Source organism: Spongisporangium articulatum, from assembly GCF_044465595.1.
GTDB classification, from domain to species: domain Bacteria; phylum Actinomycetota; class Actinomycetes; order Actinomycetales; family Kineosporiaceae; genus Spongisporangium; species Spongisporangium articulatum.
In genome coordinates, this window is record NZ_JBITLV010000010.1 from 59,674 (window position 1) to 83,802 (window position 24,129).

Sequence of the window (24,129 nt, forward strand, 5' to 3'; positions counted from 1 at the left end):
GCGGCATGGGGGAGCAACCCGTGCAGACGCCGCGAATTCACCCGACCGATCCCGACACTCGTTCGCTACCCGTGATCCCGGCGCCGCCGGCGCCGGCGTCGGGTGACGTACCCGCCGCCGAGGTGCCGGTGCCCGCGACGGTCACCTGGGGGACCGAACGTCCGCGGCTGCTCTGGCGGGTGGTCGTGCTCGAGCTGGCGGTCGCCGCCGTCGTGGTCGCCGGGGCCCGGGGCGACTGGACGGCGGTGCTCGCCGTCCCGCTCGCCCTCCTGACGGTGCTGCTGCTGGTTCCCGCGGTCGGGGCCTGGGCGCGGACCAGGGTGCGCTACGCCCTCGCCCGGGCCCCGCAGCCGGGGGCTCACGACGGCGTTCCGGAACTGGCCGGGCTGCAGGAGGTCCTGCCGCGCCTGAGCATCTCCTCGATCGGCCTGCGCGGGGGCTCCCTGCTCGGGGTGTGCGCGGACGGCGCGGGCTGGGCCGCCGTGCTGGCCGTCCACGACGGGGCGGGTCTCGTGCACCACGGGACGCCGGCGCGGCTGCCGGTCGAGGTGCTGGCCCGCCTGTTGCGCGTCGACGACATCCGGCTCGCCGCCGTCCAGGTGGTCACCCAGGCCAGCGACAACCCGCTCGGGCTGCCGACCGACGCCGGGGCCGTCGCGTCCTACCGGATGATGAACCCGGGGCGGGTGCCCGGGGCCCGCCAGACCTGGATCGTGCTGCGCATCGACGCCACGACCGGAGCGAGCGCCATCAACGCCCGCGGCGGCGGGCGGACCGGCGCCGAACGGGCGCTGAAGCGTTGTGTCGCAAGGGCTTCCGAGCTGCTGGCTGCGGCCGAGGTGACCGTCGTCCCGCTCGGCGCCGAGGCGGCGGCCAGCGCGATCGCGCACCTGTCCGGGCTGACCGGGGCGGCGCCGGAGGGCATGCGGCGCAGCGCCGAGCACTGGCGGAACTGGGAGGCCGACGGTCGCGAGCACGTCAGCTGGCGGGTGCGCAGCTGGCCGGTGGACGACGTCCCGGTGGCCCGCCTGGTCGATGCCGTGGCCGCCGTGCCGGCCTTCAGCACCGCCACGTCGATCACCCTCGAACCCGTGCGGTCGACCGGTGCGGACGGCTCGCCGGGTCCGGGCGGTCCGGCGGGTCTGGTGGGGCCAGGGGCGCCGCCGGCGTCGCTGGGTTCGCCGGTCCCGGTGGCCCCGGCCGTGAAAGTCCAGGCCCTGGTGCGGTTGACCGGCCTGCCCGGGGAACCCCTGGACCAGGAGGGGCCGAACGCGCCGGCGGCGCGGTTGACCGAGCGGCTCGCGGCCGAGGGGTTCGGCCTGACCCGGCTGGACGGCCGGCACCGGCCCGCCCTGCTGGCCGGTCTGCCGTTGGCCCGGGTCCCGGTGGGGCGGACGACGCCGCTCGGTCGGGCGCAGGTGGTGCCGACCGCGCAGTTGACGGCGCTCGACGTCCCGGTCCGCTCCGGTGGCCTGACCGTGGGGACGGACACCGCGGGCGAGCCCGTCCTCGTCCGGCTGTTCCGGCCCACCCCGGTGCGGATCTACCTGATGACGTCCGGCTACGTCGCCAAGCTGCTGGCCTACCGGTCCGCCGTGGCCGGCGCCTCCGTCGAGGTCGTCTCCCCCCGGGAGTCGCACTGGTCGCGGCTGGTCGAGGTGCTGGACGGTCGGGCGCGGCCCGTGCCGCGCGGGGCCGTGGCGCAGTTCGGCAGCGGGCTGACCGCGCCGCTCCTGCGCATCGACGACGCCGGGCTGGCCACGACCATCGACCGCAGCGAGCTCGGGGCGTGGCAGACCCGGCTCGTCCTGCAGGACCGGGTGACCCGCGAGAACGTCGGCACACTGAGGGCTTTCGACCTGGTCATGGTGCAGCGCCTGCGGCCGGAGATGCTGGCCCTGCTCGCGCCGGTGCTGGGCATCCCTGCGGAGGTGGTGGACGTCCTGCCGATGATCCCGGACGACGTGGTCGCGCTGCTGGGGCCGGGCACCGCCCGGCTGGTGAACCTGTCGCCGACGTGGTCGGAGACCAACCTGTTCGGGCAGCCCGTCCGGCTCGACGGCTGACGCGACCGACTGACGCGACGCCGGTCGGGTCAGCCGGCCAGGCCGCGCACGTAGCCGAAGACGCCCATCACCGACAGGGTGAGCGGGACGACGGCGGTCACGGCCAGCCCGTCGACGATGTCGAGCAGCCGGCGCCAGACCGGCGAGACGGTGCGCCCGGGCAGCATCAGCCCGGCGGTCACCGCCGCCCCGGCGGACGCCAGCAGGGCCAGCACCACGAGCACCTGGCGCAGCGGCGACGCCCCGGCCGCGGTCGCGACGGCGAGCGCGTTGCCGCCCAGAACCGCTGTGGCGAGCAGGAACCCGCGCTGCCACCGCCCGTCGAGCACCCGGGCGCGCAGTGCCGTCGCCAGGGCCAGCACGCCGAGCAGCCAGGGCGCCGTGCCGGTCTGGGCGCGGGCGAGCAGGATGCTGCTCGCCCCCGTGACGAGCATCGTGCCGCCGACCAGCGCCGTCACGTACTGGTCGGCCAGCCGGGCCCGCAGGACGATGTCCGTGCCGTCGACCCAGGAGTCGTCGGCGCGCACGTCCTCGGCCGTGAACGGGATCGTCGGCAGCGGCAGGTCGGCCAACCGCAGCGACAGAGCGGGCGCGGCCTGGGTGAGGGCGAGAGCGAGCGCGGCGGCCAGGGCGGCCGCCCCGGTCGTGGGCAGCTCCCAGACCGCCGACGACGCGGCCACCGCGAGCGTGACGAGGGCGGCCGTGCCGACGCCCACGTAGGCCGGCAGGTGGGCGGCCGTGCCGACCCCGCCGGCCGTGGCGACCAGCAGCAGGGCGGCCGCCGCCGCGACCACGCAGGTGGTGTCGAACGGGCCGTCGCCGCGCACCAGCAGCGCCCCGGCGAGCCCGGCGAAGCCGGCCGCGACGAACCCGGCCACGGCGCCGGCGCGCGCGTCGGAGAAGGACCGGGACAGGACGGTGGCCAGGAGGACCAGGCCGGCGCTGATCCCGGCGGCGGCCCCGCCCACGGCCAGCCACGGCGGCCCGGACAGGGCCAGCACGAGAGCGGTCACGCCCGACGTGACCACCATCGCCGTCAGCCCCGCCCGGCGGGTGTCGGTGCCGGTCCAGCTGCGGGTGTGTTGAGCCTTGGCGGTCGCGATCGCGTCGGCGACGTCGTCGAAGGCCAGCTCCGGCAGCTCCGCCTCGCGCGGGCGCAGGTAGAGGATCTCGCCGTCGCGCAGCGACAGTTCGGCCGGTGTGAGCCCGACGTCCAGCGGGGTGTCGCCCAGTCGCTGCAGCGACCAGGTCGTGTTCGGCAGGGCGGTCTCCGGGCTGGCGCCCGGCGCCTCCACCGCCTGCCGCACGAGCACCGGGACGACGTCGATCAGCGGCACGTTCTCGGGCAGGGCGACGTCGATGCGCGCCGAGGGCGACACCACCGTGACGCGACAGAGATCACCCTGGATCTCGCTGTCCATTGCCGATCCCCCTGACCGCGCGAGCGTCGTGAACTGGTCATAATGCCCTGTCGGCCACATGTGTCACAGAAGGGGGGCTTCGTCACATGGGCATCACGATCTTCCGGCGGCCGCCGCGGATCCAACCGCCGGAGCTGCCGCAGGGAACCGTGGCGCTGGAACCGCCGCCCGAGTTGACCGAGACCGTCAGCGGCGGCCTGGGGGCGGCCATGACCTACCTGCCCATGCTGGCCGGCGGCGGGGCGATGGCGTTCCTGGTGGTGGGCCAGGGGTCGAGCCCCATCACGATCGTCGCGGGGGTGCTGTACGCGGCGTCGATGGCCGGGATGATGGTCGGCCAGATCGGGCGCGGCGCGGGGGAGAAGAAGCGCAAGCTCAACGCCGAAAGGCGTGACTATGCGCGGTATCTCACCCAGGTACGCAAGCAGGTGCGGCGGGCGGCCGGGCAACAGCGGGACGCCCTGACCTGGCGGCACCCCGCGCCGGACGCCCTGTGGAGCCTCGCCATGACGCCCCGGCTGTGGGAGCGGCGGGCCGCCGACGGCGACTTCGGCGAGGTGCGCATCGGCACCGGGGTGCAGCGGCTGACGGTGCGGCTCGTGCCACCGGAGACGAAGCCGGTCGAAGACCTGGAGCCCTTGTCGGCCGGGGCGCTGCGCCGTTTCATCCGCACGCACTCGACCGTGAACGGGCTGCCGGTCTCGGTGTCCCTACGCGGGTTCGGCCGCCTCGTCCTCCAGGGTGACCCCGCCGCGGCGCGCGGCCTGACCCGGGCGATGGTCGCCCAGGCCGTGGTCGCCCACGCGCCCGACGAACTGCGCGTCGTCGTGTGCGCGAATCCCGACCGGCTCGGCGAGTGGGACTGGGTCAAGTGGCTGCCGCACGCGCTGCACCCGGTGCGGACGGACGCCGCCGGCCCGGTCCGGCTCTTCTCGCACCGGATGTCGGAGCTCGAGGAGCTGGTGCCCGAACTGCAGGAGCGGGGCCGGTTCACCGGCGAGGGGGGCGCCGTCCCGCAGATCGTCGTGGTGATCGACGGAGACGTCGACCTCGGGACGTCGAACCTGGCCACCTCCGAGGTCGAGGGCGTCACGGTGGTCGAGCTCGCGCGCACCCAGGCTCAGCGGGCCGCGCGCAGCCAGGCCCTGGTGCTGGAGCTGGATCCCTCGACCATGACCCGCATCACGCACGACCGCCTCGGGGCGGAGGTGCGCCAGGTGCTGGGCACGCCGGACCGGCTCGAACGCGGCGCCGCCGAGGGCCTGGCCCGGCTGCTGGCGCCGCTGCGCACGAACGCGGGCGCCGAGTCGGAGGACGTGCTCTCGATGGACCGCGGGCTGCTGCAGCTCATGGGCCTGGGCGACGCGCGCCGCCTCGACGTGGCCACCACCTGGCAACCACGCCCGCCGCGCGACCGGCTGCGCGCCCCGATCGGGGTGGGCGAGGCCGGCGAGCTGATCGAGCTCGACATCAAGGAGGCGGCCCAGAACGGGATGGGCCCGCACGGCCTCGTCGTCGGTGCCACCGGGTCCGGCAAGTCGGAGCTGCTGCGCACCCTGGTCCTCGGCCTGGCCGTCAAGAACTCCAGCGAGGCCCTGAACTTCGTCCTGGTCGACTTCAAGGGCGGTGCGACGTTCGCCCGCCTGGAGGACCTGCCGCACACCGCCGCGGTGATCACCAACCTCGCCGACGACCTCGCGATGGTCGACCGGATGCGCGACGCCATCGACGGCGAGCTGAACCGCCGTCAGGAGCTCCTGCGCGACGCCGGCAACTACGCGAACCTCAAGGACTACGAGGAGGCCCGGAACAAGGGCGCCGCCCTGCCGCCCGTCCCGACGCTGTTCATCGTCGTCGACGAGTTCAGCGAACTGCTCAGCGCCCAGCCGGATTTCATCGACCTGTTCATCGCGATCGGCCGGATCGGGCGGTCCCTGGGCGTGCACCTGCTGCTGGCCAGTCAGCGCCTGGAGGAGGGCCGGCTGCGCGGCCTGGAGACGTACCTGTCGTACCGGATCGGTCTGCGCACCTTCTCCGCGCTGGAGTCGCGCGTGGTGCTCGGCGAGCCCGTCGCCTACGAGCTGCCCTCGGCACCCGGGCACGGCTACCTGAAGGTCGACACCAGCACGATGCAGCGGTTCAAGGCCGCCTACGTGTCGGGCCCCTACCTGGGCACGCGGGTGGCCGACACGGCGGCCATCGAACTGGCCACCCGTCGGGTGGTGCCGTTCACGGCGGGCTACGTGGCCCCCGACGAGACCTCCGTCCGTCCGGTCGTCGCCGAACCCGCGCCGGACGAGAACCCCGAGTCCGTGCTGGAGGTCGTCGTCTCGCAGCTCGCCGGCCGGGGCGTCCCGGCCCACCAGGTGTGGCTGCCGCCGCTGGACGAGTCGGTGTCGCTGGGGCAGTTGCTGCCCGGGCTGCGCCCCGATCCGGCCTACGGGTTGCATCCCGTGGGCTGGCCCGGCCGCGGCCGGCTCCAGGTGCCGGTCGGCCTGGTCGACATGCCTTACTACCAGCGCCGCGACCCGCTCTGGTTCGACCTGTCGGGGGCGGGCGGTCACATCGTGGTCGTCGGCGGTCCGCAGAGCGGCAAGAGCACCGTCGTGCGCGACCTGATCGCGGGCCTGGCCCTGACCCACACCCCGCTGGAGACGCAGTTCTACTGCATCGACCTGGGCGGCGGCACGCTCAACTCGCTCGAGGGGCTGCCCCACGTCGGGTCGGTCGCGGGTCGGCTCGCGGGGGCCTCCGTGCGCCGGATCCTGGCCGAGATGCGGAGCCTGCTGGCCGACCGGGAGCAGATGTTCGACGCCTTGCGCATCGACTCGATGGCCACCTACCGGCGGATGAAGGCGCGCGGCGAGATCCCCGACGACCCGTACGGCGACGTGTTCCTCGTGGTCGACGGCTGGGGTTCGATCCGCAGCGACTTCGAGGAGCTGGAGCAGCAGATCACCGAGCTGGCCGCCCGCGGCCTGAGCTACGGCCTGCACATCCTGATCACCGCGCAGCGGTGGATGGAGCTGCGCCCCGCGCTACGTGACCTGATCGGCACCCGGATCGAGCTGCGTCTGGGGGACCCGACCGAGTCCGACGTCGACCGCCGGGCCGCGGCCAATGTGCCGAAATCGGTTCCGGGTCGCGGCATCACGGCCGCCAAGCTGCACTTCCTGTCCGTCCTGCCGCGCATCGACGGCGGTACCGAGCCTGAGACGCTGGTGGCGGGCGTCGCCGACCTGGTCGAGAAGGTCCGGGCCGCGTGGCACGGCCCGGAGGCCCCGCGCGTCCGGCTGCTGCCCGCCGACCTGCCCTACTCGGCGTTGCCCCAGCTCACGGGCGGTCCCCGGGCGGCCGCCCGGGCCAGCGGGGAGGGCCTGCCGATCGGCATCGACGAGGACGACCTCGCGCCCGTGTACCTGAACGTCGCGCAGGACCCCCACCTGGTGATCTTCGGCGACACCCGTTCCGGCAAGTCGAACCTGCTGCGCGTGATCACCCAGCAGATCATCGAGCGGTACTCGCCCGAGAGCGCCAAGATCATCGTGCTGGACTACCGGCACGAGCTCATCGACCTGGCCCAGGCCCCGCACATGCTGGCCTACGGATTCGCCTCGCCGCAGGCCCCCGACATCGTCAACAACACCGTGGCCGGTCTCCAGAAGCGTCTTCCCCCGGCCAATCTCACGCCCCAGCAGCTGCGCGACCGGAGCTGGTGGAGCGGGCCCGAGCTGTTCGTGATCGTGGACGACTACGACATGGTGGCGACCGGCAGTTCGAACCCGCTGCTGCCGTTCCTCGACCTGGCCCCCCTCGGCCGGGACATCGGGCTGCACCTGATCCTGGCCCGGGCGATGGGCGGGGCCGGCCGGTCGATGTTCGAGCCCCTGGTCCAGAAGCTGCGCGAGACCGGCAGCCCGGCTGTGATCCTCTCCGGTGCCAAGGACGAGGGGAACCTCTTCCACGGCGTGCGGCCCGAGCCGTTGCCCCCGGGGCGCGCCCGGCTGGCCACCCGGCAGGGCGTCAAACTCATCCAGACCGCCAAGCTGCCGCCGACCGCGGCGAACACCCCGACGGGACCGATCCCGATCAGCGACGTCCGGTGACGGGAGCGGCGGGTGTAGCGCCCGCTGGTCCTGGACCGGCCGTGTCCGCCGTCCACGAGGTCTGGTCGCTCGCGGCCAGGGCGGTCGCCTCCAGGGCCGGCGTTTCGTCGGGGGAGGTTTCCGCGACCGTCAGGTCGACCACGCCGGGACGCCAGCCGCGGCGACGTCCCCGTCGGACGGCGGCCCTCAGCCCGAGCAGCAGCAGGGTGGCGCCCAGCGCGACCCCCGCGACGACCACGGTCCGCACGGTGTGGTCCGGTGCGGAGGCCGGTAGCGCGGTCGGGGCCCCGACGACCGGCGTGGTGACCTGGGCCGGGTCGGAGTCGTCGAGGACCGCGGTGACGGCCGCCAGCGGGTTCGGCACGCCGTAGCCCAGGGCCGCGTCGGGCAGAGTCGTCGACGGGTGCTCGGCGGTGAGCACGAGCCGCTGCCGGATCTGGGCGGCCGTCTCGTCGGGGTAGCGGGCCCGCAGCAGCGCCGCGATCCCGCTGACGAACGGGGCGGCGAAACTCGTTCCCTTGCAGGCGACCAGGCCGGACTTCTGCTCGGGGCCGGCCCACTGGCAGACCAGGTCCTGGCTCGGTGCGGCCAGTGTCACGTAGGGCCCGGTGACGGCGTTCGGGTCGGGGGTGCCGTCCCGCGTGATGCCGGCCACCGCGACGACGTTCGGGTGGTCGGCGGCCAGCGCGGCGGGCCAGGTCACGCGCTCCGCCTGGTCGTTTCCGTCGGCCTGCCGGTCGTCGCGGTTGCCGGTGGCGGCGACGATCAGCACGTCTCGTGCCCGCGCCTCGCCGATCACGTCCTCGAACGCCGCGCGCTGGCGACCGCTCAACTGGTCGTAGTTCGTGGTGACCGAGACGTTGACGATCTGCGCGCCCGACTCCACGGCCGTGCGCAGGGCGAGGATGAGATTGTCCGCGGTGCCGGTGATCTCGTTACCGTACGAGTCGATGCCCCACGTCTCGCGGACCGGCAGGATCTTCGCCGCGGGCGCGACCCCGACGAAGGCCCGACCGGGCCGGCGCTGGGCGGCGATCATTCCCGCGACCATCGTCCCGTGCCCGGCGCAGTCGCTGTCCCCGCCGGACTTCCGCTTGCCGCTGGTCACGTCGTACCCGCCGACGACGCGGCTCTTCAGGGCCGGGCGGCTGTCGTCGACGCCGCTGTCGACCACGGCCACGGTCACTCCATCGCCGCGGCTGTAGGTCCAGGCCTGCTCGAACTGCAGCCGCGTCTGCGACCAGTTCGGCTGCGCGGCGACGCCCTCGTCGACGAGGTACTTCCGGTTGTCGGGGTTCTCGTACGCGCAGGCCCTCGGGTCGGGCGGCGACTCCGCCCGTGCTGTGGCGGGCAGCGCAACGAGCAGAACTCCCGACAGTACGAGCCCCGCCAGCACGGGCCCTGTCGCCGTCCGGCCCCCCACCATCCCGTTGCGTCCCTCGCGTCCTGTCTCGTGGCGCGGCCCCGTGCCGCGACCTCACGGGCAATCTAACGGTCTAACGGTCGGTCCGACCCGACTCGGGGCGATCGTCGGTGATGCCCGCGTCGACACGGTTACGATCGGGGCGATCCGGCGAGAGCGACGGTCATCATCAGGGGGTCGTGTTGCACACCGAGGGGCTGCCCCGCGATTTTCCTCCCTACCTCTACCTGCCCTGCCACGAGGACGTACCGGACCCGGCCGAGGCCAGGCTCCTGCTGCGGCAGACCCGGGACGGCCGCACCGCGCTGTTCGCCTACTCAGCCCTGGACCGGCTGCGCACCTGTTGCGGCGAGGGACAGCCTTGGATCGTCGTCCCGGTCACGATGTTGGAGGCCCTGCAGCGGTTAGACCCGTTCCAGCTGCTGCTCATGGACGTCGTGATCCCGCAGGAGTACCGCCGGCCCGCGGAGGTTCGGGCATGAGCGACGGTTTCCACGTGGCCACCGATGCCCTGGACGGCATCGCCCGTACGCTCGACGGCGTCTCCCAGGGTCTGGAGGGTCTGGCCGGCTCGATCCCGGCGATTCCCGAGGCGGGGGCCGTGACCGCCGACCTCGCGTCGGCACTGGGGCATCTCCTCGCCCAGGTCGGCGAGCTGTCGGTCGGGTCGGCCGCGGCCGCCGCGGGGGTGCGGCGCAGCCTGCGCACCTACCTGACCGCGGACCGGCAGGCCGAGGCCGGCCTGTCGGCGTCCGGCGCCGCCGGGCCGGGCGGGAGGTAGCCGTGCCGATCGACACCGGCCTCCCGGGCGATGCCGGTGCCCTGCGCAGTCTCGCCGGGTGGCTCACGGGCTCGCTCCGGGGCGAGATCGACCGGGCCGCAGCCGATTACCGCACCGTGGTCAGCGATGCCTCGACTGGCTGGCGGGGCGCGGCGGGAGAGGCCTTCGCGGGGCGGGTGGTCGCGGGGGAAACGGCGTCCGGCCGGCTCGCAGACGGCGCCGGCGGGGCGGCCGACGCAGTCACCAGCTACGCCGACGGTCTTGCGGCGGCCCAGCGCAACCTGGCTCTGATCCGGGACTACGCGGCCGCCGCCGGTCTACCGGTCGCGGGGGACGTGATCGGTGAGCCGACCCCGCTCGGGGCCGGCGCCTCCCCGGCCGCGTCCGCCACCCTGCAGACCCGGGTGCAGACGTACAACCAGGCCCTGGCCGACACCGACCGGGTGAACCTGGAGGTGAAGGTTCTGCAGGACGCGCTGCGCAACGCGCTCGCCGACCTCCGGAAGAAGTGGTTCTTCACGGCGGCGGACCTGATCGGGGGAACGGCCGGCGACCTGTTGACCGAGGCACACGTCTCGAACCTGAAGACCGCCGCCGGCGAGCTCGACGACTACGCGAAGACCCTGAGGGCCCGCGCCTACGGCCAGTCGGCCGAGCCCGGGCGGGTACTCGACCGGGGTCAGTTCTACGACGACCTCGACCGATCGGCCGCCGCCGCCCGGGACGCGGACGGGCTGGCCAAGAGCGCGGAGGGCGCCGAGAAGGTCGGTGGCCGCCTCATGCTCGGCTTCGGAGGGGCGCTCGCGGTGGCCGACGCCGCTTACGACATCCACAACGGCAAGCCCGTCGCCCAGGCCGTCGTCTCCAGTGGTGCGAGCTTCGGCGCCTCGGTCGCGGCCGGCGCGGTCATCGGCAGCTTCATCCCCGTTCCCGTGGTCGGCACCGCCGTGGGCGCTCTCGGCGGGGCGGCGGTGGGCGTGTTCACCTCAGGCATGGTCGACTCCCTGTTCGAGAATCACGGCGACGTCGCGGACGCGATCGGGGACGGCGTCTCCGAGGTCGGCGACGCGGGCAAGGCGATCGGTCACCTGGCCGAGGACGCCTGGGACACGATCTTCTGAGGCGGTCACCGGCGGTGGACACATCCTTTCCGTGGACGACGAGGCGGGCCGGGCGCCGGCAGGTCCTGTCGGCTCTCGGTCTGGGTCTGCTCAGCGCCGTCGCGCTGGTGGTGGCCCTGGTCGTCGCGCGGGAGTCGCCTCCGCGCGCCGTCTACCCGCTGGCGGTGGCGGTGACTTTCGGCGCCGTGCTGCGCTACGGCTGGGTGTCGCACGTGGCGCCCCAGAACCGACCGGCCGACGCCCGGCTGGTCGAGCGCGACGGCCGACCGGGCACGCAACTGCGCTATTCCGGTACCCAGTGGCGGCTTCTGCTGGTGGTCACGAGCGTCCCGGCGGTGGTCCTCGCCGTCGGGGCGGTGGACCTGGCCGTGACTCGCCCGACCGGGGACGGGATGGGGGCTTCCGTGCTGCCTGCGCTGGGGGCCCTGCTGTTCGGGTGGTTCCTGCTGGCCGTCGCCCGCGGTCGGATCGTGCGGGGTGAGATCGTCCTCGACCGGGCCGGCATCCGGCAGCGTGGCCGCGCCGGCGAGGTGTTTCTGCCGTGGACGGCGGTCACCGCTGTGGCGGCCGTCCAGGCCGGTCCGGCGCCGCACCTGCTCATCGGCTGCTCCCCGGCCGGCGCCCTGGAACGACGCTGGACGACGTGGTTCTGGCGGATCGACCGGCGCCTGGACGAACCGGTCCTCGACATCGACTGCACGCTGCTGGCGCTCGACCAGGACGCCGTGCGGGCCTTCCTGACCCATTACGTCGAGCATCCCGAGGACCGTGCCGAGTTGGGCACCTCCGCCAGCCTCGGGCGGCTGCCGGGCCTCGGCCGGTGACGTTGCCTGCTCGACCGGTCAGGAACCGAGCGGCCGGCCGAAACGTCGCCACCGCCGGGCCGCCTCGTGGGTGGAGCGCACCAGCGGACCCCGCTCGGCCTCCAGCGCGGCCTTGCGCCGGTGCGCGTAGTCGTCGACGTCCAGTTCCCGCAGCACCCGTTCCACGGTGGCCAGCAGCGCGACGTTCAGTTCCCAGTACTCCGGGTCCTCGCGCGCCCCCATCAGCAGCATCTCGGCGGTCCGGGCGCGGGCCTCGCGCAGGTCGGTCAGCGCCTGCCCCACCTGCCCCGTCTGGTACCAGGACTCGTGCTCGACCTCGACCTGCAGCATCCGGCCGTACGAGCGGAAGCAGGCGGCCAGGTCGCGCAGCAGGACGGCGAACACCTCGCGGACGTCCTCGGCGTAGTCGTCCTCCTCCTGCGGCTGGCGGGGGGACTCCTCGTCGTCGCCGGCCACCGAACCGGCGCGGACGCCGTCCACGATCGACCGGAAGAGGCTGCGGACGGCGATCAACGAGTGTTCCAGCGCCTCGAAACCGATCCGCAGCCCGTGCGCGGTGTTCGGCGTTCCGAGGGCCCGCACGTTGAGATGCCGGCTCTCCTCGAAGCTCGAGATCTCGTCGTAGATCGACGGCACGTGCCGGGTCAGCCGACGAGCTTCCTCGAGCCAGTTCCGTGCCCGGTTCCCGACCGGTCCGGCACTCAGGTCGTCGGCCGCGACGTCGAGGATGGACGCGATCCGCTCGGCGAACTGCGCGACCCGTTCACCCGCGTCGTAGCGCCGGACCGCCGGCGGGAACAGCACGTTCACGACCACCCCGACGCCCGCGCCGATGAGGGTCTCGTAGATCCGGTCGAACCCGACGTCGCCCTGTTCAGCCGAGGCGACGGCGAGCACGAGCATCGCGCTGATCGGCACCTCGATCAGGTTGGGGCCCAGGCGCAGCAGCTGCCCGACCACGATCGAGACGGCGATCAGGAGGGCCAGGCTCCACCAGACCAGCCCCACGACCCCGGAGAAGATGATCGCCAGGAGCACGCCGGCCACGACGCTGACCACGCGCTCGACGCCACTGTGCAACGTGCTCGTGAGCGTGACCTGCACGACCAGGAGCGCGGTCAGGGGGGCCAGGATGGGGACGGTCTCGGGGGACAGGGAGTGCGCGACCACATAGCTGGCGGTCGCCGCACCGGACAGCCGCAACGCCCGGAACACGGCCGCCTCGCCGCGCGTGCGGATCCGGTCGCGGGTGTCGGCCACGAACTCGTCCCAGGCCTCACGAACCGTTGCGCGCACGGACCGTCGACCACCGGCGCCGCGGGTGCTCACCACGCCATCATGACAGCGGGTTCAGAGACCGCTCGGCCGGCGGGCGTCGTCCAGGAGGTCCCGCAGTTCCTCGCGCGCGACCACGGACAGGTGCCGGAGGTTCTCCAGCGCGGGGCTCTCCGCCACGAGGTTCGCCGACCGGCGGCCCAGATCCCACAGGGCGATGACGAGCAGGGCGACGTCCGCGAAGACGAACGTGCCGAGGAACCGTGGCCAGTCCAGATTCCTGGCCACCTGCCAGGTGTTCACGCGCTTCCATCGGGCCGGCGGAGCGCCGACTTGAGGGCCGGACTCGAGGGCCCGGCCGCGGCTGCGACCGGGCCCTGCGCCTTCAGCCGAGGTACTTCGACCAGGGGCCGGTGATGGCCAGGGTGATGCCCGGGGTCTGGATGTTGACGAACAGCACCTTGCCGTCGGCGCTGAAGGTCGGGCCGGTGAACTCCGAGTACTCCGGCGCGGCGTCGGTGCCGATGTTGAGCTGGTTGCGGGCGATGGCGTAGGTGGGGCCGCCCGGGGTGGTGCTGAGCACGTGCGAGGCGCCGACGCCGTCCTCGGCCAGTACCAACGTCCCCCACGGGGTGACGGTGACGTTGTCGGGACCGTCGAAGACGACCCCGTCGTAGCGGGGGCTCGCACCGGTCTCGGCCGTGGTCTGGTGCGGGAAGTACGTCACGAGGGTGATGGTCTTCTCCGCGTAGGAGTAGAACCAGACCATGCCGTCGTGCTTGACCGCGTCGGCGGGCAGGTCGTCGGTGTTGAAGGCGAAGCTGTTCACCACGTAGACGCCCTTGTCGGTGCCCCACACGCCCTCGAACTTCTTGCCCCGGGTGATCTCGGTGGTGAACTGCTTGCGCACCGAGGTGGTCTGGCCGTCGCGCTCGGGCACCGCGACCCAGCGGACCGGGAAGGGCCGGCCGAGCTGGGCGGACGTCAGGTAGGCGACGTCGGGCAGCACCGAGCCGTCGTCCATGACGATGGCCATCGCTTCGAGGGTGCCGTCGGTGGGCCCGAGCAGGTCGGCGAGCCCGGCGCGCAGCCGCACGCCGCGCGGGGCGGTCCACCGGTAGAAGAGTCCGTTGGGCTTGCTGGCGTCCTCGGAGAGGTAGACCTGCCCGCGGTCGGCGTCGACGGCCAGCGCCTCGTGGGCGTAGCGGCCGAAGGCCTTGATGGGCTTGGGGTTCGAGCGACCGTCGGCGAACACCTCGAACACGTAGCCGTGGTCCTTGGTGTAGGTGCCGGTCTTCCCGTTGGCGCTCCAGGTGGCGCCGGCCTTGAGCTCGGTCTCCTCGCAGGTCAGCCAGGTGCCCCACGGCGTCGGGCCCCCGGCACAGTTCACGGCGGTGCCCGAGATGCCCACCCACTCGCCGAGATTCCTTCCGCGGCGGTCGGTCTCGATCACGGTGCAGCCACCGCCGGCGACCGCGCCCGGGTCGTAGACCGTGCCCGCCACGTGCGGCACCCCCAGCAGAGCGCCCGCACCCAGCTCGTGGTTCTGGATCAGCCGCAGACCGCCCCGGCCGCCGGGAAAGACCGCCGTGCCGTCGTGGTTGGACGGCGTCGGCTCACCGGTGCGCAGCGACGTGCGCCCGGCGTAGGTCACCACCTGGTAGTCGAACTCGGGCGGCAGGGCCAGGATGCCCTGCGGGTCGTCGACGAGCGGCGGGAACGGCCGCCCCGCGGGACGGGCGGCGCCCCCGCGACCGGCGTCGGCGGGGGAGGCGTAGGCCAACGACGGGGTCGAACCGGCGACGGCCAGTCCCACACCGGAGGCGCCGGCGGTCAGGAGGTTGCGTCGGGAGATCGGCATCGGACTGCTCCTCGGCGGATGCGCGGTGGCTGGATGAGCCGCAATCCTCATGACCGCCGGCCACGCGCGACCCCCCGGCCGGTGGCGGTCAGGTCACCGGAAGATGAATTCCGCCGCGGGTCACCTCACGAGCCCTGGAGAGAGCGCAGCTGCGTGACCGCTGCGGCGGCCGAGTCCGGCACCTCGACGGTCTTGGTCCGGCTGGTCGAGCCGCGGATGAGGAGAACGTCCCGGCGGGCGACGCCGAGGGCGTCGGCCAGGGCCTCGAGGACGGCGGCGGTCGCCCGGCCGTCGACGGCGGGCTCGCGCACCCGGACGACGAGTGCTCCGTCGTGCTCGCCGCCCACGCCCGGACGGCGGGACCGCGGGTGGACCCGCACGGTGAGGCGCACAGCAGGATCGTGCCATGCCGAACGGACGGCGGGCCCAACCTGCTCGAGGTGCCCTTCCGTGCATGATCACGGCCGAGGGGGTCAGGCGAGGTGGGCCTGGAGCCAGTCCGTGGCGTGGTCGAGCCACTGCGTGTAGTGGCCCATGGCGCAGTGATCGTCGTCCGGGTAGAGCAGGAGTTCGCCGCGGGGGGCGCCCTGGGCGAGGTCGACCGTGTCCCGGGTGCTGGCGAGGGTGTCGTGGTCGCCGTTGATCGCGAGGACGGGGATCGGGATCGTCGGGTAGAGCTTCTTGACGGACAGCTTGTCGAGCTTGTGGCCCATGTCCGGGAGCCACGTGGCGCCCACGGTCTGCTTCAGGGTCCGCACCATGATCTCGGGCATGCCGAACAACGCGGCCGGGCCGAAGCTGCGGTGGTAGAGGCCGCCGTTGGCGACGACCGCCTTCAGGCGCCGGTTGCGGGCGGCCATCCGGGTGGACCAGAGCGCGCCGAAGCTGAGGCCCAGCATGCCCAGGCGCTCGGCGTCGACGCGCGGGTGGGCGGCGAGCTGTTCGATGACCGCGTCGTACATGCCGTCGGTGTCGGTCGAGAGGGGCCGGCGGTACTGAAAGGTGCCGGGCATCTCCATCGCGATCATGGCCATGCCGCGGTCGCGCAGCCGCGCCGCCGGGACGAGTACCTCCTGGATGGTTCCCTCCAACCCGTTCGTGACGAGCACGGTCGGCAGCGGGCGGTCGACATCGGGGAACACGCCGTAGGCGATCGCCTTCTCCCCGGCGATGTTCAGCTCGATCCGCTCGGCGTGGATGTTCATGGCCGGTGCGAGTCCGAGGAGCAGGACGTGCAGCAGGCGGCGGGAGTCGTCGTAGGCGCGCAGGCGGGCGGGCGACCAGCCCGGCCACGAGGCCGCGAACAGGTACGTCATCGCCTTGACGAGGTGGTCGACCGCGGTGGCCGCGGAGCGGTGCTCGGGGTGCTCGGCCAGGAAGTCCGCGAAGAGAGCGGGTCCGTTCTCCGGCGTCCGGTCGGCGAACACCGGCACGGCGGGGGCCAGGGCCGCGCCGACGTCGGGTGCGGTGGCCTCGCCGTCCGCGGCGAGGATCGACGCCACGCGAGGGGCGCCGAGGCTCGCGAGTTCGGCGTCGGCCGCGTCGAGATGCGTCTGGGCGAGCCCGCGCCAGTAGCTCACCCACCCGTCGTCCTCGAAGGTCCGGCAGGCGTCGAGCTGACCGGCGAAGAGGTCCTTGTCGATCCCGCCCATGTTCGCGAAGCGGTCGACGAAGAGAGCCGGCAGAAAGTATCGGGCGCCCCGACGTCGGGTCGCCCTCTCGGTGGTCCTGGTCAGGGCGCACCAGGTCACGAACAGGTCCTTGGTGAGCGCCGACATGGCCTCTCCGTTCCTCGGCGACGGGTCCGGCAGAGGCTAGGCCGGAAGCCTTCACTAAAGCAAACGGATTCGCATTAGAACGCCAAGGGTGGTGCCGTCGGCTCACGCCTCGCTGAGCGTCGTGCCGAAGGAGTCCGGAACGCTGTTCAGCGGCGACACCACGACGGCGCGGTCCATCCGCCACAGGACGACCCGGCCGGTGAAGAGGGGCTCGTCGTCGGCGTGCTCGCTGGGGCGCCCCATCACCAGTTGCTGCCGGTCGGCGGCACCGACGGTGGCCAGCTCGCCCGCGTCGGTGAGTGAGGAGTCCGGGAGCAGTCCGAAATCCGCGCGAGTCAGCGTCCGGGCCGGGCAGTTCCCGGCCCCGAGCGGCATCACCAGGACGTCGCCGCCGTGCCTCGTGGTCTCCCCGCGCCGGCTCCACCGGCTGGTGCCGATCGCGAGGGTCGCCACGCCGGGGCAGGCGAAGGTCCCGACGGCCAGCGAGATGCCGAACGACTCGTAGGGGTGTGCCGTGTCGGGAACGCCGGGTGAGTCCCTGGTCAGGAGGGGGCCGGGGGTGAGCCAACCGCTGCCGTCCGGCGGCACCGAAAAGAGCTGCACGGCGCCCGCATTGGCCGTCTTCCCGAGATTCTCCTCCGGGACGCCGACGGCCTGGCCGCCGGGCGTGATCCGGCTGCCGAAGAAATCGTCCTTCTCCGGGGTGTCCGGAAGGCCGTACGTCCCCTGCACGAACAGCCGGCTCGCCCGTGGTGCGCCGGTTCGCGGGTCCGTCCGGATCTGCAGGACGGCACCCGCGCCCTCCTGGCCGTCGACCGTCCGGTTGGGCATCCCGACCAGCACACCGCCCGGGGCGGTGGCGAGCGCCCTCCCGAAGCCGTTGCCCCAGTGCGACATTCCCTCGATCCCGGGGCTGTCCTCGGTCAGCTCGTCGGCCAGCCGGGGTCTCCCGCCCGGGGAGACGGCGACCCGGTAGAGGCGACCGGCCCCCGGCTTCCCGTCCACCCCGAGCGCGGGGGCCCCGACCCACACGTCGTGGGCGCCGCCGGCTCGGGAGGTGACCGCGATCGCCCTGCCCATCAGGTCGTACTCGTGGGTGGGCAACGGCAGGGTGACGACGTCCTCACCGTCGAATCCGTCGCGGGAGGCGAACAGGATGTAGACGCGACCCGAGCGGCCCGGTGGCTGCTTCGAACGCTCCTCGGTGAGGTAGCCGCGCCGCCCGTAGTACCCGTCCTTGGCGTTGCCGGGAGCGGCGACCACCAGGTCGGTCCGGCCGTCCCCGTTCAGGTCGGCCGGGACCGACGAGGCACCGAAGAACGTCCCCTCCTCCCGGGCCGGCAGGTTCAGGCCCGCGTAGGTCAGGTGCTGGGTCCGCCCGTCGGGCCAGAACACGTCGAGGGCGCCGGCCGCGTCGTCCGCGTACGGCATGCCGACGGCGAGCAGGCCCGGCACGTCACCGGCGGCGAACGGGGTCGGACGGGGGGCGGTGGCCGGCGTCGGTACGGGTGTCGCCGGCGCTCCGGCCGGTGCCGTGGATGACCTCGGGGTGTCGTGGGATGGGCCGGTGGCGTCCTGGACGGCCACCGCCGTGACGGCGACCGCGCCCACCACGAGCGCGACCCGCAGGATCGCGCGGGCCCGGCGAGCGGGACCAGTCACGAGTCCTCCGCGATCCAGGGCGGGGCGACGCCCCACCCCCAGCGCGGGACCGGGGCGTCGGGGACGACGTCCGCCCCGGGCTGCGAGTTGGCCATGGCCAGCCGGGTGCCCCACTCCAGATAGCCGACCAGCGCGGCCCGGAACTCCGGGTCGGCGGGCAGCCCGGCGTCGTCGGCGGCCAGGCTCATGAGCGCGGCGAAGCGGTGCCGCTGCGCGGCGGTGATGGACAGGTCGCGGTGCTTGGCCACCATGTGCGGGTAGCCGCCGAGTTCGTCCGTGTAGCGGGTCGGGCCGCCGAAGACCTCGCTCCACCAGGCGATCACGTGGTCGCGGTGCTCGGCCGTGACCGCGCCGCCGAACACGGGTGACAGCAGCTCGTCCGCCTCGACCCGGTCGTAGAACACGTGGATCATGCGGCCCAGCGCCTCGATGCCGCCCGCCCAGTCGTACAGCGTCGGGCGACCCTCTTCCCCCGGAAGCGTCATGGTCGGGAGTCTAGGCAGGTGACCTGGAGGCTGAGCCTGACCCGGACGCTAAAGCAACCTGGTTCGCCTTAGACTGCCGCGATGGACGCGAGGGGCAGCCGGCCGGGAGGACGCTCGGCGCGCGTGCGGGAGGCCGTCCTCGGGGCCGCCCTGGCCCTGCTCGACGAGGGCCGCACCCAGCTGAGCCTGCCGGAGATCGCCGAACGGGCCGCGGTCGCCCCGTCCTCGCTCTATCGCCGGTGGGGGACGTGGGAGAACCTGATCAGCGAGGCGCTCCTGGAGCAGAGTCAGGCGACGGTCCCCGTCCCGGACACGGGGACGGTCCGCGGCGACCTGATCGCGTTCGCCGAAAGCCTCGCGAGGTTCCTGGCCACGCCGCGCGGGGCCGGGCTGTTGCGGGCCGTCTCCACCGGTGAGCGGTCGGAGGCGTTCCGGGCCGCGCAGGACCGCTTCTGGGACGAGCGGTTCGCGCTCGGGCGCGTCATGGTCGAGCGCGGCATCGACCGGGGCGAGCTCGACCCGCAAACCGACCCCCGCCTCCTCCTGGAGATGGTGGTCGCGCCCCTTCACCTGCGTCAGCTGTTGCTGGGGGACGACCCGACCCTGAAGATCGCCGAGCAGGTCGACCTGCTCCTCACCGGCTCCCGGAGGCATTCATGAACCCGAGCTCGAACCCCGTCGGTCGGCCCTCCCGGGTCCGGCGCCGGCTCATCGATGACCGGGCGGTGACCGAGGTGATGATCGACGGAACCTGGGTGCCCTGGGACGGTGGGCCGGCCGACCCCCTCGGCGTCCCGGCCGGTGTTACCCGGCGCGATCCGAGCCCGCAGGGCGTTGTGGGCTCGGCAGCGGAGGCGGACCTCCTCCTGCCGTTCGCCCCGCTCTCGTTCCGTGACTTCATGCTGTACGAGGAGCACGTCATAGCCGCGTCCCGAGCGATGGCCCGCACGTACCTGCCGCGCCAGTACCTCGTCACCGCGCTGTACGAGAAGGTCACCCGCTCGACGTTTCCGATGTTCAAGCCGAACGCCCTCTGGTACGAGCAGCCGATCTACTACATGAGCAACGCGCTCACCTTCGTGCCCACCGGGTCGGCCGTCGCGGCCCCCGCCTATGCCGACCGTCTCGACTACGAGCTGGAACTCGGGTGTGTCCTCAACCGGCCGCTGCGGGACGCGACCCCCGCCGAGGCGGCCCGAGCGATCGGCGGATACGTCGTCCTCAACGACTTCTCCGCCCGCAACGTCCAGCTCCGGGAGATGCGCAGCGGGTTCGGGCCGCAGAAGGCCAAGCACTTCCTGTCGTCCATGTCCGCCGAACTCGTCGCCGCGGACACCGTCGACGTCACCGACCTCGCGGCGAGCGTCTCGATCAACGGCGCCGTCGTGACGACCAGTTCGACCCGGGCGCCGAAACACTCCCTGGCCGAGGCCCTGGCCTTCGCCTCGCGCAGCGAGCAGCTCTACCCGGGCGAACTGTTCGGCTCGGGCACCCTGCCGGGGTGCTCGGGTCTCGAGGCGGGTCACCAGCTTCACGCCGGTGACCTGCTGGAACTGGAGATCGAGGGAATCGGCACCATCCGCCACACCGTCGCGCCCGGAGGGCAGCCGTGAAGGTCACGCAGGTCACCAGCAAGGTCCACCTCGTCACCGGCACCAACGTCAACTGGGCGATCATCAGCGACGGCGACGCCGTCACCCTCGTCGATGCCGGCTACCCCAACGACGGAGCCGCCCTGCTGGCGTCCCTCGAGGCGATCGGCCGTCGGCCGCAGGACGTGCAGGCCGTCCTGCTCACCCACGCCCACCTCGACCATCTCGGCGGCATCCCGACGCTGCGGGCCGAGCATCCCGTACCGGTCCTGACCGGGGCCACGGAGGTCGCCCACGCCCACCGCGACTACCTGGAACAGATCAGCCCGGTCCAGATGCTGCGGCAGTGCGGCCACAAGGCCGGGATCGTCTGGGTCGCCCAGACCCTCAAAGCCGTTCTGCCGCATGCGAACATGTCGGTCCCCTCCGCGGCGCCGGTCGCGTTCGACGAGCGCCTCGACCTCCCGGGTGCCCCGATTGCGGTGTCGACCCCCGGTCACACCACCGGGCACACCGCGTATCTCCTCGACGAGGAGGGCGTGGTCTTCACCGGGGACGCCCTCGTCACCGCCCACCCGCTCCTGCCCGGCCCGCCCAGACCCCAGCTGTTGCCACACTTCTTCAACGAGGATGAGACCGAGATGCGCCGCAGCCTGCGCGTTCTGGGCGAGTTGCCGGCCGACGTGCTCGTGCCCGGCCACGGGCCGGTCGAACGACGCCCCATCGGGCGGATAGTGGGCGATCTCGACACCGACGGGTGACGGGGCCGGGGCGGGCCGGTCACCTGGCGGTCGGTGTTTCGCCAACGGCGGAACCCTGAAACGGATTAGTTATCCGTTTCAGGGGTACTGTGCTGCACATGAGTCCTTCCGCCCGGGCCGACGCGGTGCGCAGCCGCGAACGCATCCTCGAGGTGGCCCGGGGGCGGGACGCGGCGCAGCTGCGGCTCAACGAGATCGCGCGCGACGCGGGGGTCGGGGTCGGCACCGTCTACCGGCACTTCCCGAACGTCCGGGCCCTGGTCGAGGCGTTGAGCGTCGAGTCGCTCCGCCGTCTGAGTGAGGCCGCTGAGGCCGCGGCCCAGGAGCCCGACCCCCTCGTCGCGCTGCGCCGGTTCCTCGACGACGCGCTGGCGCTGCAGCTCGCCGACTCCGGTCTGCAGGCCGTGCTCGTCGACCTCGAGGCCTCCGACCCGGCCGTGCACAGTGAGTGCACCGCGGCCCGTGCGCAGATCCACCAAGGCTTCGGCGCCGTCCTGGCCCGGGCCCAGGCCACGGGCGCCGTGCGCGCCGATCTCTCCGCCGCCCAGCTGCAGCGGCTCGTGTGCGGCGTCGAGCACGCCGTGCGCCTCGGCTCACCGGCCGACCGGCCGCTACTCCTCGAGGTTCTCATCGCCGGCATCCGGACCTGAGCCATCCGGACCTGAGACATCCGGACCTGAAACATCCGGACCTGAAAGGACCACCCATGGACTACGGACACGACCTCCTCTTCGGGGCCTTCATCACCCCGACCGCCGGGGACCCGCAGACCCCCGTCGCACTCGCTCGTCGGGCGGAGGCGTCGGACCTCGACCTCGTCACCTTCCAGGACCACCCGTACCAGCCCTCTTTCCTCGACACCTGGACGCTCATGTCCTACGTCGCGGCCGCCACCGACCGCGTGCGCATCGCGCCGAACGTGCTCAACGTGCCCCTGCGGCCGCCGGCGGTGCTCGCGGGTGCCGCGGCGAGTCTCGACCTCCTCTCCGGCGGCCGCCTGGACCTCGGCCTCGGCGCCGGCGGGTTCTGGGACGCGGTCGAGGCGATGGGCACTCCCAAACTCAGCCCGGCGGAGGCGGTCACGGCCCTCGAGGAGGCCATCGAGATCATCCGGGGTCGCTGGGACACCACGCAGCGCGGTGGCCTGTTCACCCACGGCACGACCCACGCGGTGCACGGCGCCAAGCGGGGCCCTCGTCCGGCCCACGACATCCCGATCTGGCTCGGAGCGCGAAAACCCCGGATGCTGGCGCTGCTCGGACGCGCCGCCGACGGCTGGCTCCCGTCGCTGCCGTGGCTCGAACCCGGCGACTACGCCCGCGGCAACGCCCGGATCGACGAGGCCGCCGAGGCGGCGGGGCGCGATCCGCGGGCGATCCGCCGGTTGCTCAATGTCGGCTCCTCGCCGAAGGACTCGCGGGCCTGGGCGGAGGAACTCGCCGGGTACGCGCTGACCGACGGTGTGTCGGCGTTCATCGCGACGGGCGACGACCCTCGCGCCCTGGAGCTTTTCGGTGCGGAGGTCGCCCCGGCCGTGCGCGAACTGGTCGCGCGGGAACGGAACGCGCGGGGCACCGCGCCCGCGCCGACCCGGTCGCGCGCGGCGCTCTCGCAACGCCGCGCCGGCATCGACTACGACGCCGCCCCCGCGGGCGTGCCCGTCATCGAACCCGGCGACTTCGAGTACCCGGACGTCGCCAACACCTACATGCGCGGTGGCCGGCCGGGCATCGTGCTCCAGCCCACCGACGCCGTCCAGGTCTCGCGCGCCGTCGCCTTCGCCCGGCGGCATCCGGACGTCCCCCTGTCGGTGCGCAGCGGCGGGCACGGCATCTCGGGGCGCAGCACGAACGACGGCGGCATCGTCATCGACCTGCGCCGGATGAACGCGATCGAGGTGCTGGACGACGGGCGGCGGCTCGTGCGCGTCGGCGCGGGTGCGCGCTGGGCCGAGGTCGCGGCCTCGCTCGGCGAGCACGGCTGGGCGCTGAGCTCCGGTGACTACGGCGGCGTCGGGGTGGGCGGGCTCGCGACGGCGGGCGGCATCGGCTGGCTCGCGCGGGAGCACGGGCTCACGATCGACCACGTGCGCGCGGTCGAGTTGGTGCTGGCCGACGGCTCCATCGTGCGCGTGGACGCCGAGCACGACCCCGATCTGTTCTGGGCGGTGCGCGGGGCGGGCGCCAACATGGGCATCGCGACGTCGTTCGACTTCGAGGTCGACGAGGTGGGCGAGGTCGGCTGGGCGCAGCTCGTCTTCGACGGCAGCGACGCGGCCGCCTTCCTGGAGGGGTGGGGTGCGGCGGTGCAGGCGTCGCCGCGCGACCTCACCAGCTTCCTCATCATGTCGGGAGCCCGGCGTGGACAGCCGCAGACGGCGTTCGTCATGGCGATGGTCGACAGCGCCGACTCCGACACGATCATCGAGCGGCTCCAGCCGTTCGCGCAGCTCGGGCCCCTCCTGCAGCAGTCGGTCCAGCTGACGACCTACGCGCAGGTGATGGCCAACGCCGACCTCGGCCCGCAACAGGGCGCGGGCGAGCCCGTGTCCCGCTCCGCGCTCGTCGACGCGATCACCCCCGAGGTGGCCGCCGGCGCGGCACGACTGCTCGACAGCGGTGCGACGCACTTCTTCTCGGTGCGGGCGCTGGGCGGGGCGGTCGCCGACGTGCCGGACGACGCCACGGCCTTCGCGCACCGCTCCGCGGCCTTCTCGATCGCGACCTTCGGCGCGAACGAGGCCCGGTTGGAGGCGGCCTGGCGCGACGTCGCCGGGCACTCGCGCGGGCTCTACCTGAGCTTCGAGACGTCGCTGCGCCCCGAGCGCGTCGGTGAGGCATTCCCGCCGGCGACCCTCGAGCGCCTGCGCGCGGTGAAGTCCCGGGTCGACCCCGACAACCTGTTCCGCGACAACTTCGCGATCGCCGCCGAGTCGGCCGTCACAGGCTGATCCCGGCTGATCCCGGCGCGCCG

General features: G+C 73.3%; 20 protein-coding genes. 11 read left to right on the top strand and 9 right to left on the bottom strand.

Going from position 1 to position 24,129, the window contains the following annotated elements:
• Positions 1–5 precede the first annotated feature (5 nt).
• Positions 6–2,066: a type VII secretion protein EccE gene (eccE, locus tag ACIB24_RS22525; protein WP_398284457.1), complete on the top strand. Its 2,061-nt coding sequence runs from the start codon at positions 6–8 to the stop codon at positions 2,064–2,066.
• 29 nt (positions 2,067–2,095) lie between these two features.
• Here the strand turns inward: eccE and eccD are convergent, their stop codons facing one another.
• Positions 2,096–3,487, bottom strand: coding sequence for a type VII secretion integral membrane protein EccD (gene eccD / locus ACIB24_RS22530; protein ID WP_398284458.1), 1,392 nt, complete (start codon positions 3,485–3,487; stop codon positions 2,096–2,098).
• Positions 3,488–3,573: 86 nt separating this feature from the next.
• Here eccD and eccCa point away from each other — a divergent pair, with 86 nt between their 5' ends.
• Positions 3,574–7,593 carry a type VII secretion protein EccCa gene (gene eccCa, locus ACIB24_RS22535; RefSeq protein WP_398284459.1) on the top strand — a complete coding sequence of 1,340 codons (4,020 nt, stop codon included), beginning with the start codon at positions 3,574–3,576 and terminating at the stop codon, positions 7,591–7,593.
• Here eccCa and mycP read toward each other — a convergent pair.
• Complete coding sequence (gene mycP / locus ACIB24_RS22540) at positions 7,577–9,019, bottom strand: type VII secretion-associated serine protease mycosin (protein WP_398284460.1); 1,443 nt, start codon at positions 9,017–9,019, stop codon at positions 7,577–7,579. The genes eccCa and mycP overlap by 17 nt on opposite strands.
• Before the next feature lie 176 nt (positions 9,020–9,195).
• Between mycP and ACIB24_RS22545 the strand changes: the two genes are divergently transcribed.
• From ACIB24_RS22545 to ACIB24_RS22560, 4 genes are read left to right on the top strand one after another with little or no spacing between them, the layout of a single operon-like run.
• Positions 9,196–9,498: an SAV_915 family protein gene (locus ACIB24_RS22545; RefSeq protein WP_398284461.1), complete on the top strand. Its 303-nt coding sequence runs from the start codon at positions 9,196–9,198 to the stop codon at positions 9,496–9,498.
• The gene (locus ACIB24_RS22550) at positions 9,495–9,797 is read left to right on the top strand and encodes a hypothetical protein (RefSeq protein WP_398284462.1); all 303 of its coding nucleotides are present in this window, start codon (positions 9,495–9,497) and stop codon (positions 9,795–9,797) included. The genes ACIB24_RS22545 and ACIB24_RS22550 overlap by 4 nt, the downstream gene beginning before the upstream one ends.
• A gap of 2 nt (positions 9,798–9,799) precedes the next feature.
• Complete coding sequence (locus tag ACIB24_RS22555) at positions 9,800–10,918, top strand: hypothetical protein (RefSeq protein WP_398284463.1); 1,119 nt, start codon at positions 9,800–9,802, stop codon at positions 10,916–10,918.
• Positions 10,919–10,932: 14 nt separating this feature from the next.
• The gene (locus tag ACIB24_RS22560; protein ID WP_398284464.1) at positions 10,933–11,742 is read left to right on the top strand and encodes a hypothetical protein; all 810 of its coding nucleotides are present in this window, start codon (positions 10,933–10,935) and stop codon (positions 11,740–11,742) included.
• Positions 11,743–11,760: 18 nt separating this feature from the next.
• On the opposite strand, the gene ACIB24_RS22565 is transcribed toward ACIB24_RS22560, so the two are convergent.
• The 7 genes from ACIB24_RS22565 to ACIB24_RS22595 all read right to left on the bottom strand — a co-directional run bounded on the left by ACIB24_RS22565 (position 11,761) and on the right by ACIB24_RS22595 (position 18,803).
• On the bottom strand, positions 11,761–13,071 hold the full coding sequence (locus ACIB24_RS22565) for an aromatic acid exporter family protein (protein ID WP_398284465.1): 1,311 nt from the start codon (positions 13,069–13,071) through the stop codon (positions 11,761–11,763).
• 21 nt (positions 13,072–13,092) lie between these two features.
• On the bottom strand, positions 13,093–13,320 hold the full coding sequence (locus ACIB24_RS22570; RefSeq protein ID WP_398284466.1) for a hypothetical protein: 228 nt from the start codon (positions 13,318–13,320) through the stop codon (positions 13,093–13,095).
• An 82-nt stretch (positions 13,321–13,402) separates the two neighbouring features.
• On the bottom strand, positions 13,403–14,878 hold the full coding sequence (locus ACIB24_RS22575; protein WP_398284467.1) for an alkaline phosphatase PhoX: 1,476 nt from the start codon (positions 14,876–14,878) through the stop codon (positions 13,403–13,405).
• A 125-nt stretch (positions 14,879–15,003) separates the two neighbouring features.
• Entirely contained in the window at positions 15,004–15,270 is a 267-nt protein-coding gene (locus tag ACIB24_RS22580) for a DUF167 domain-containing protein (protein WP_398284468.1), read from the bottom strand.
• An 81-nt stretch (positions 15,271–15,351) separates the two neighbouring features.
• Positions 15,352–16,656 (bottom strand): alpha/beta hydrolase family protein, encoded by a 1,305-nt coding sequence (locus tag ACIB24_RS22585; protein WP_398284469.1) that lies wholly within the window; start codon positions 16,654–16,656, stop codon positions 15,352–15,354.
• Between the two features lie 102 nt (positions 16,657–16,758).
• Positions 16,759–18,318, bottom strand: a complete 1,560-nt coding sequence (locus ACIB24_RS22590) for an FG-GAP repeat protein (RefSeq protein WP_398284470.1) — start codon at positions 18,316–18,318, stop codon at positions 16,759–16,761.
• On the bottom strand, positions 18,315–18,803 hold the full coding sequence (locus tag ACIB24_RS22595) for a group II truncated hemoglobin (RefSeq protein ID WP_398284471.1): 489 nt from the start codon (positions 18,801–18,803) through the stop codon (positions 18,315–18,317). The genes ACIB24_RS22590 and ACIB24_RS22595 overlap by 4 nt, the downstream gene beginning before the upstream one ends.
• Positions 18,804–18,884: 81 nt before the next feature.
• Between ACIB24_RS22595 and ACIB24_RS22600 the strand changes: the two genes are divergently transcribed.
• From ACIB24_RS22600 to ACIB24_RS22620, 5 genes are all read left to right on the top strand, one after another.
• Positions 18,885–19,463 carry a TetR/AcrR family transcriptional regulator gene (locus tag ACIB24_RS22600; protein WP_398284472.1) on the top strand — a complete coding sequence of 193 codons (579 nt, stop codon included), beginning with the start codon at positions 18,885–18,887 and terminating at the stop codon, positions 19,461–19,463.
• Complete coding sequence (locus tag ACIB24_RS22605) at positions 19,460–20,416, top strand: fumarylacetoacetate hydrolase family protein (RefSeq protein ID WP_398284473.1); 957 nt, start codon at positions 19,460–19,462, stop codon at positions 20,414–20,416. The genes ACIB24_RS22600 and ACIB24_RS22605 overlap by 4 nt, the downstream gene beginning before the upstream one ends.
• On the top strand, positions 20,413–21,156 hold the full coding sequence (locus tag ACIB24_RS22610) for an MBL fold metallo-hydrolase (RefSeq protein ID WP_398284474.1): 744 nt from the start codon (positions 20,413–20,415) through the stop codon (positions 21,154–21,156). Before ACIB24_RS22605 ends, ACIB24_RS22610 begins: the two co-directional genes overlap by 4 nt.
• Before the next feature lie 98 nt (positions 21,157–21,254).
• A complete protein-coding gene (locus ACIB24_RS22615) occupies positions 21,255–21,806 on the top strand; it encodes a TetR/AcrR family transcriptional regulator (RefSeq protein WP_398284475.1) in 552 nt (183 codons plus the stop codon).
• 56 nt (positions 21,807–21,862) lie between these two features.
• Positions 21,863–24,106 carry an LLM class flavin-dependent oxidoreductase gene (locus ACIB24_RS22620; RefSeq protein ID WP_398284476.1) on the top strand — a complete coding sequence of 748 codons (2,244 nt, stop codon included), beginning with the start codon at positions 21,863–21,865 and terminating at the stop codon, positions 24,104–24,106.
• The last annotated feature ends 23 nt before the right edge of the window (positions 24,107–24,129 follow it).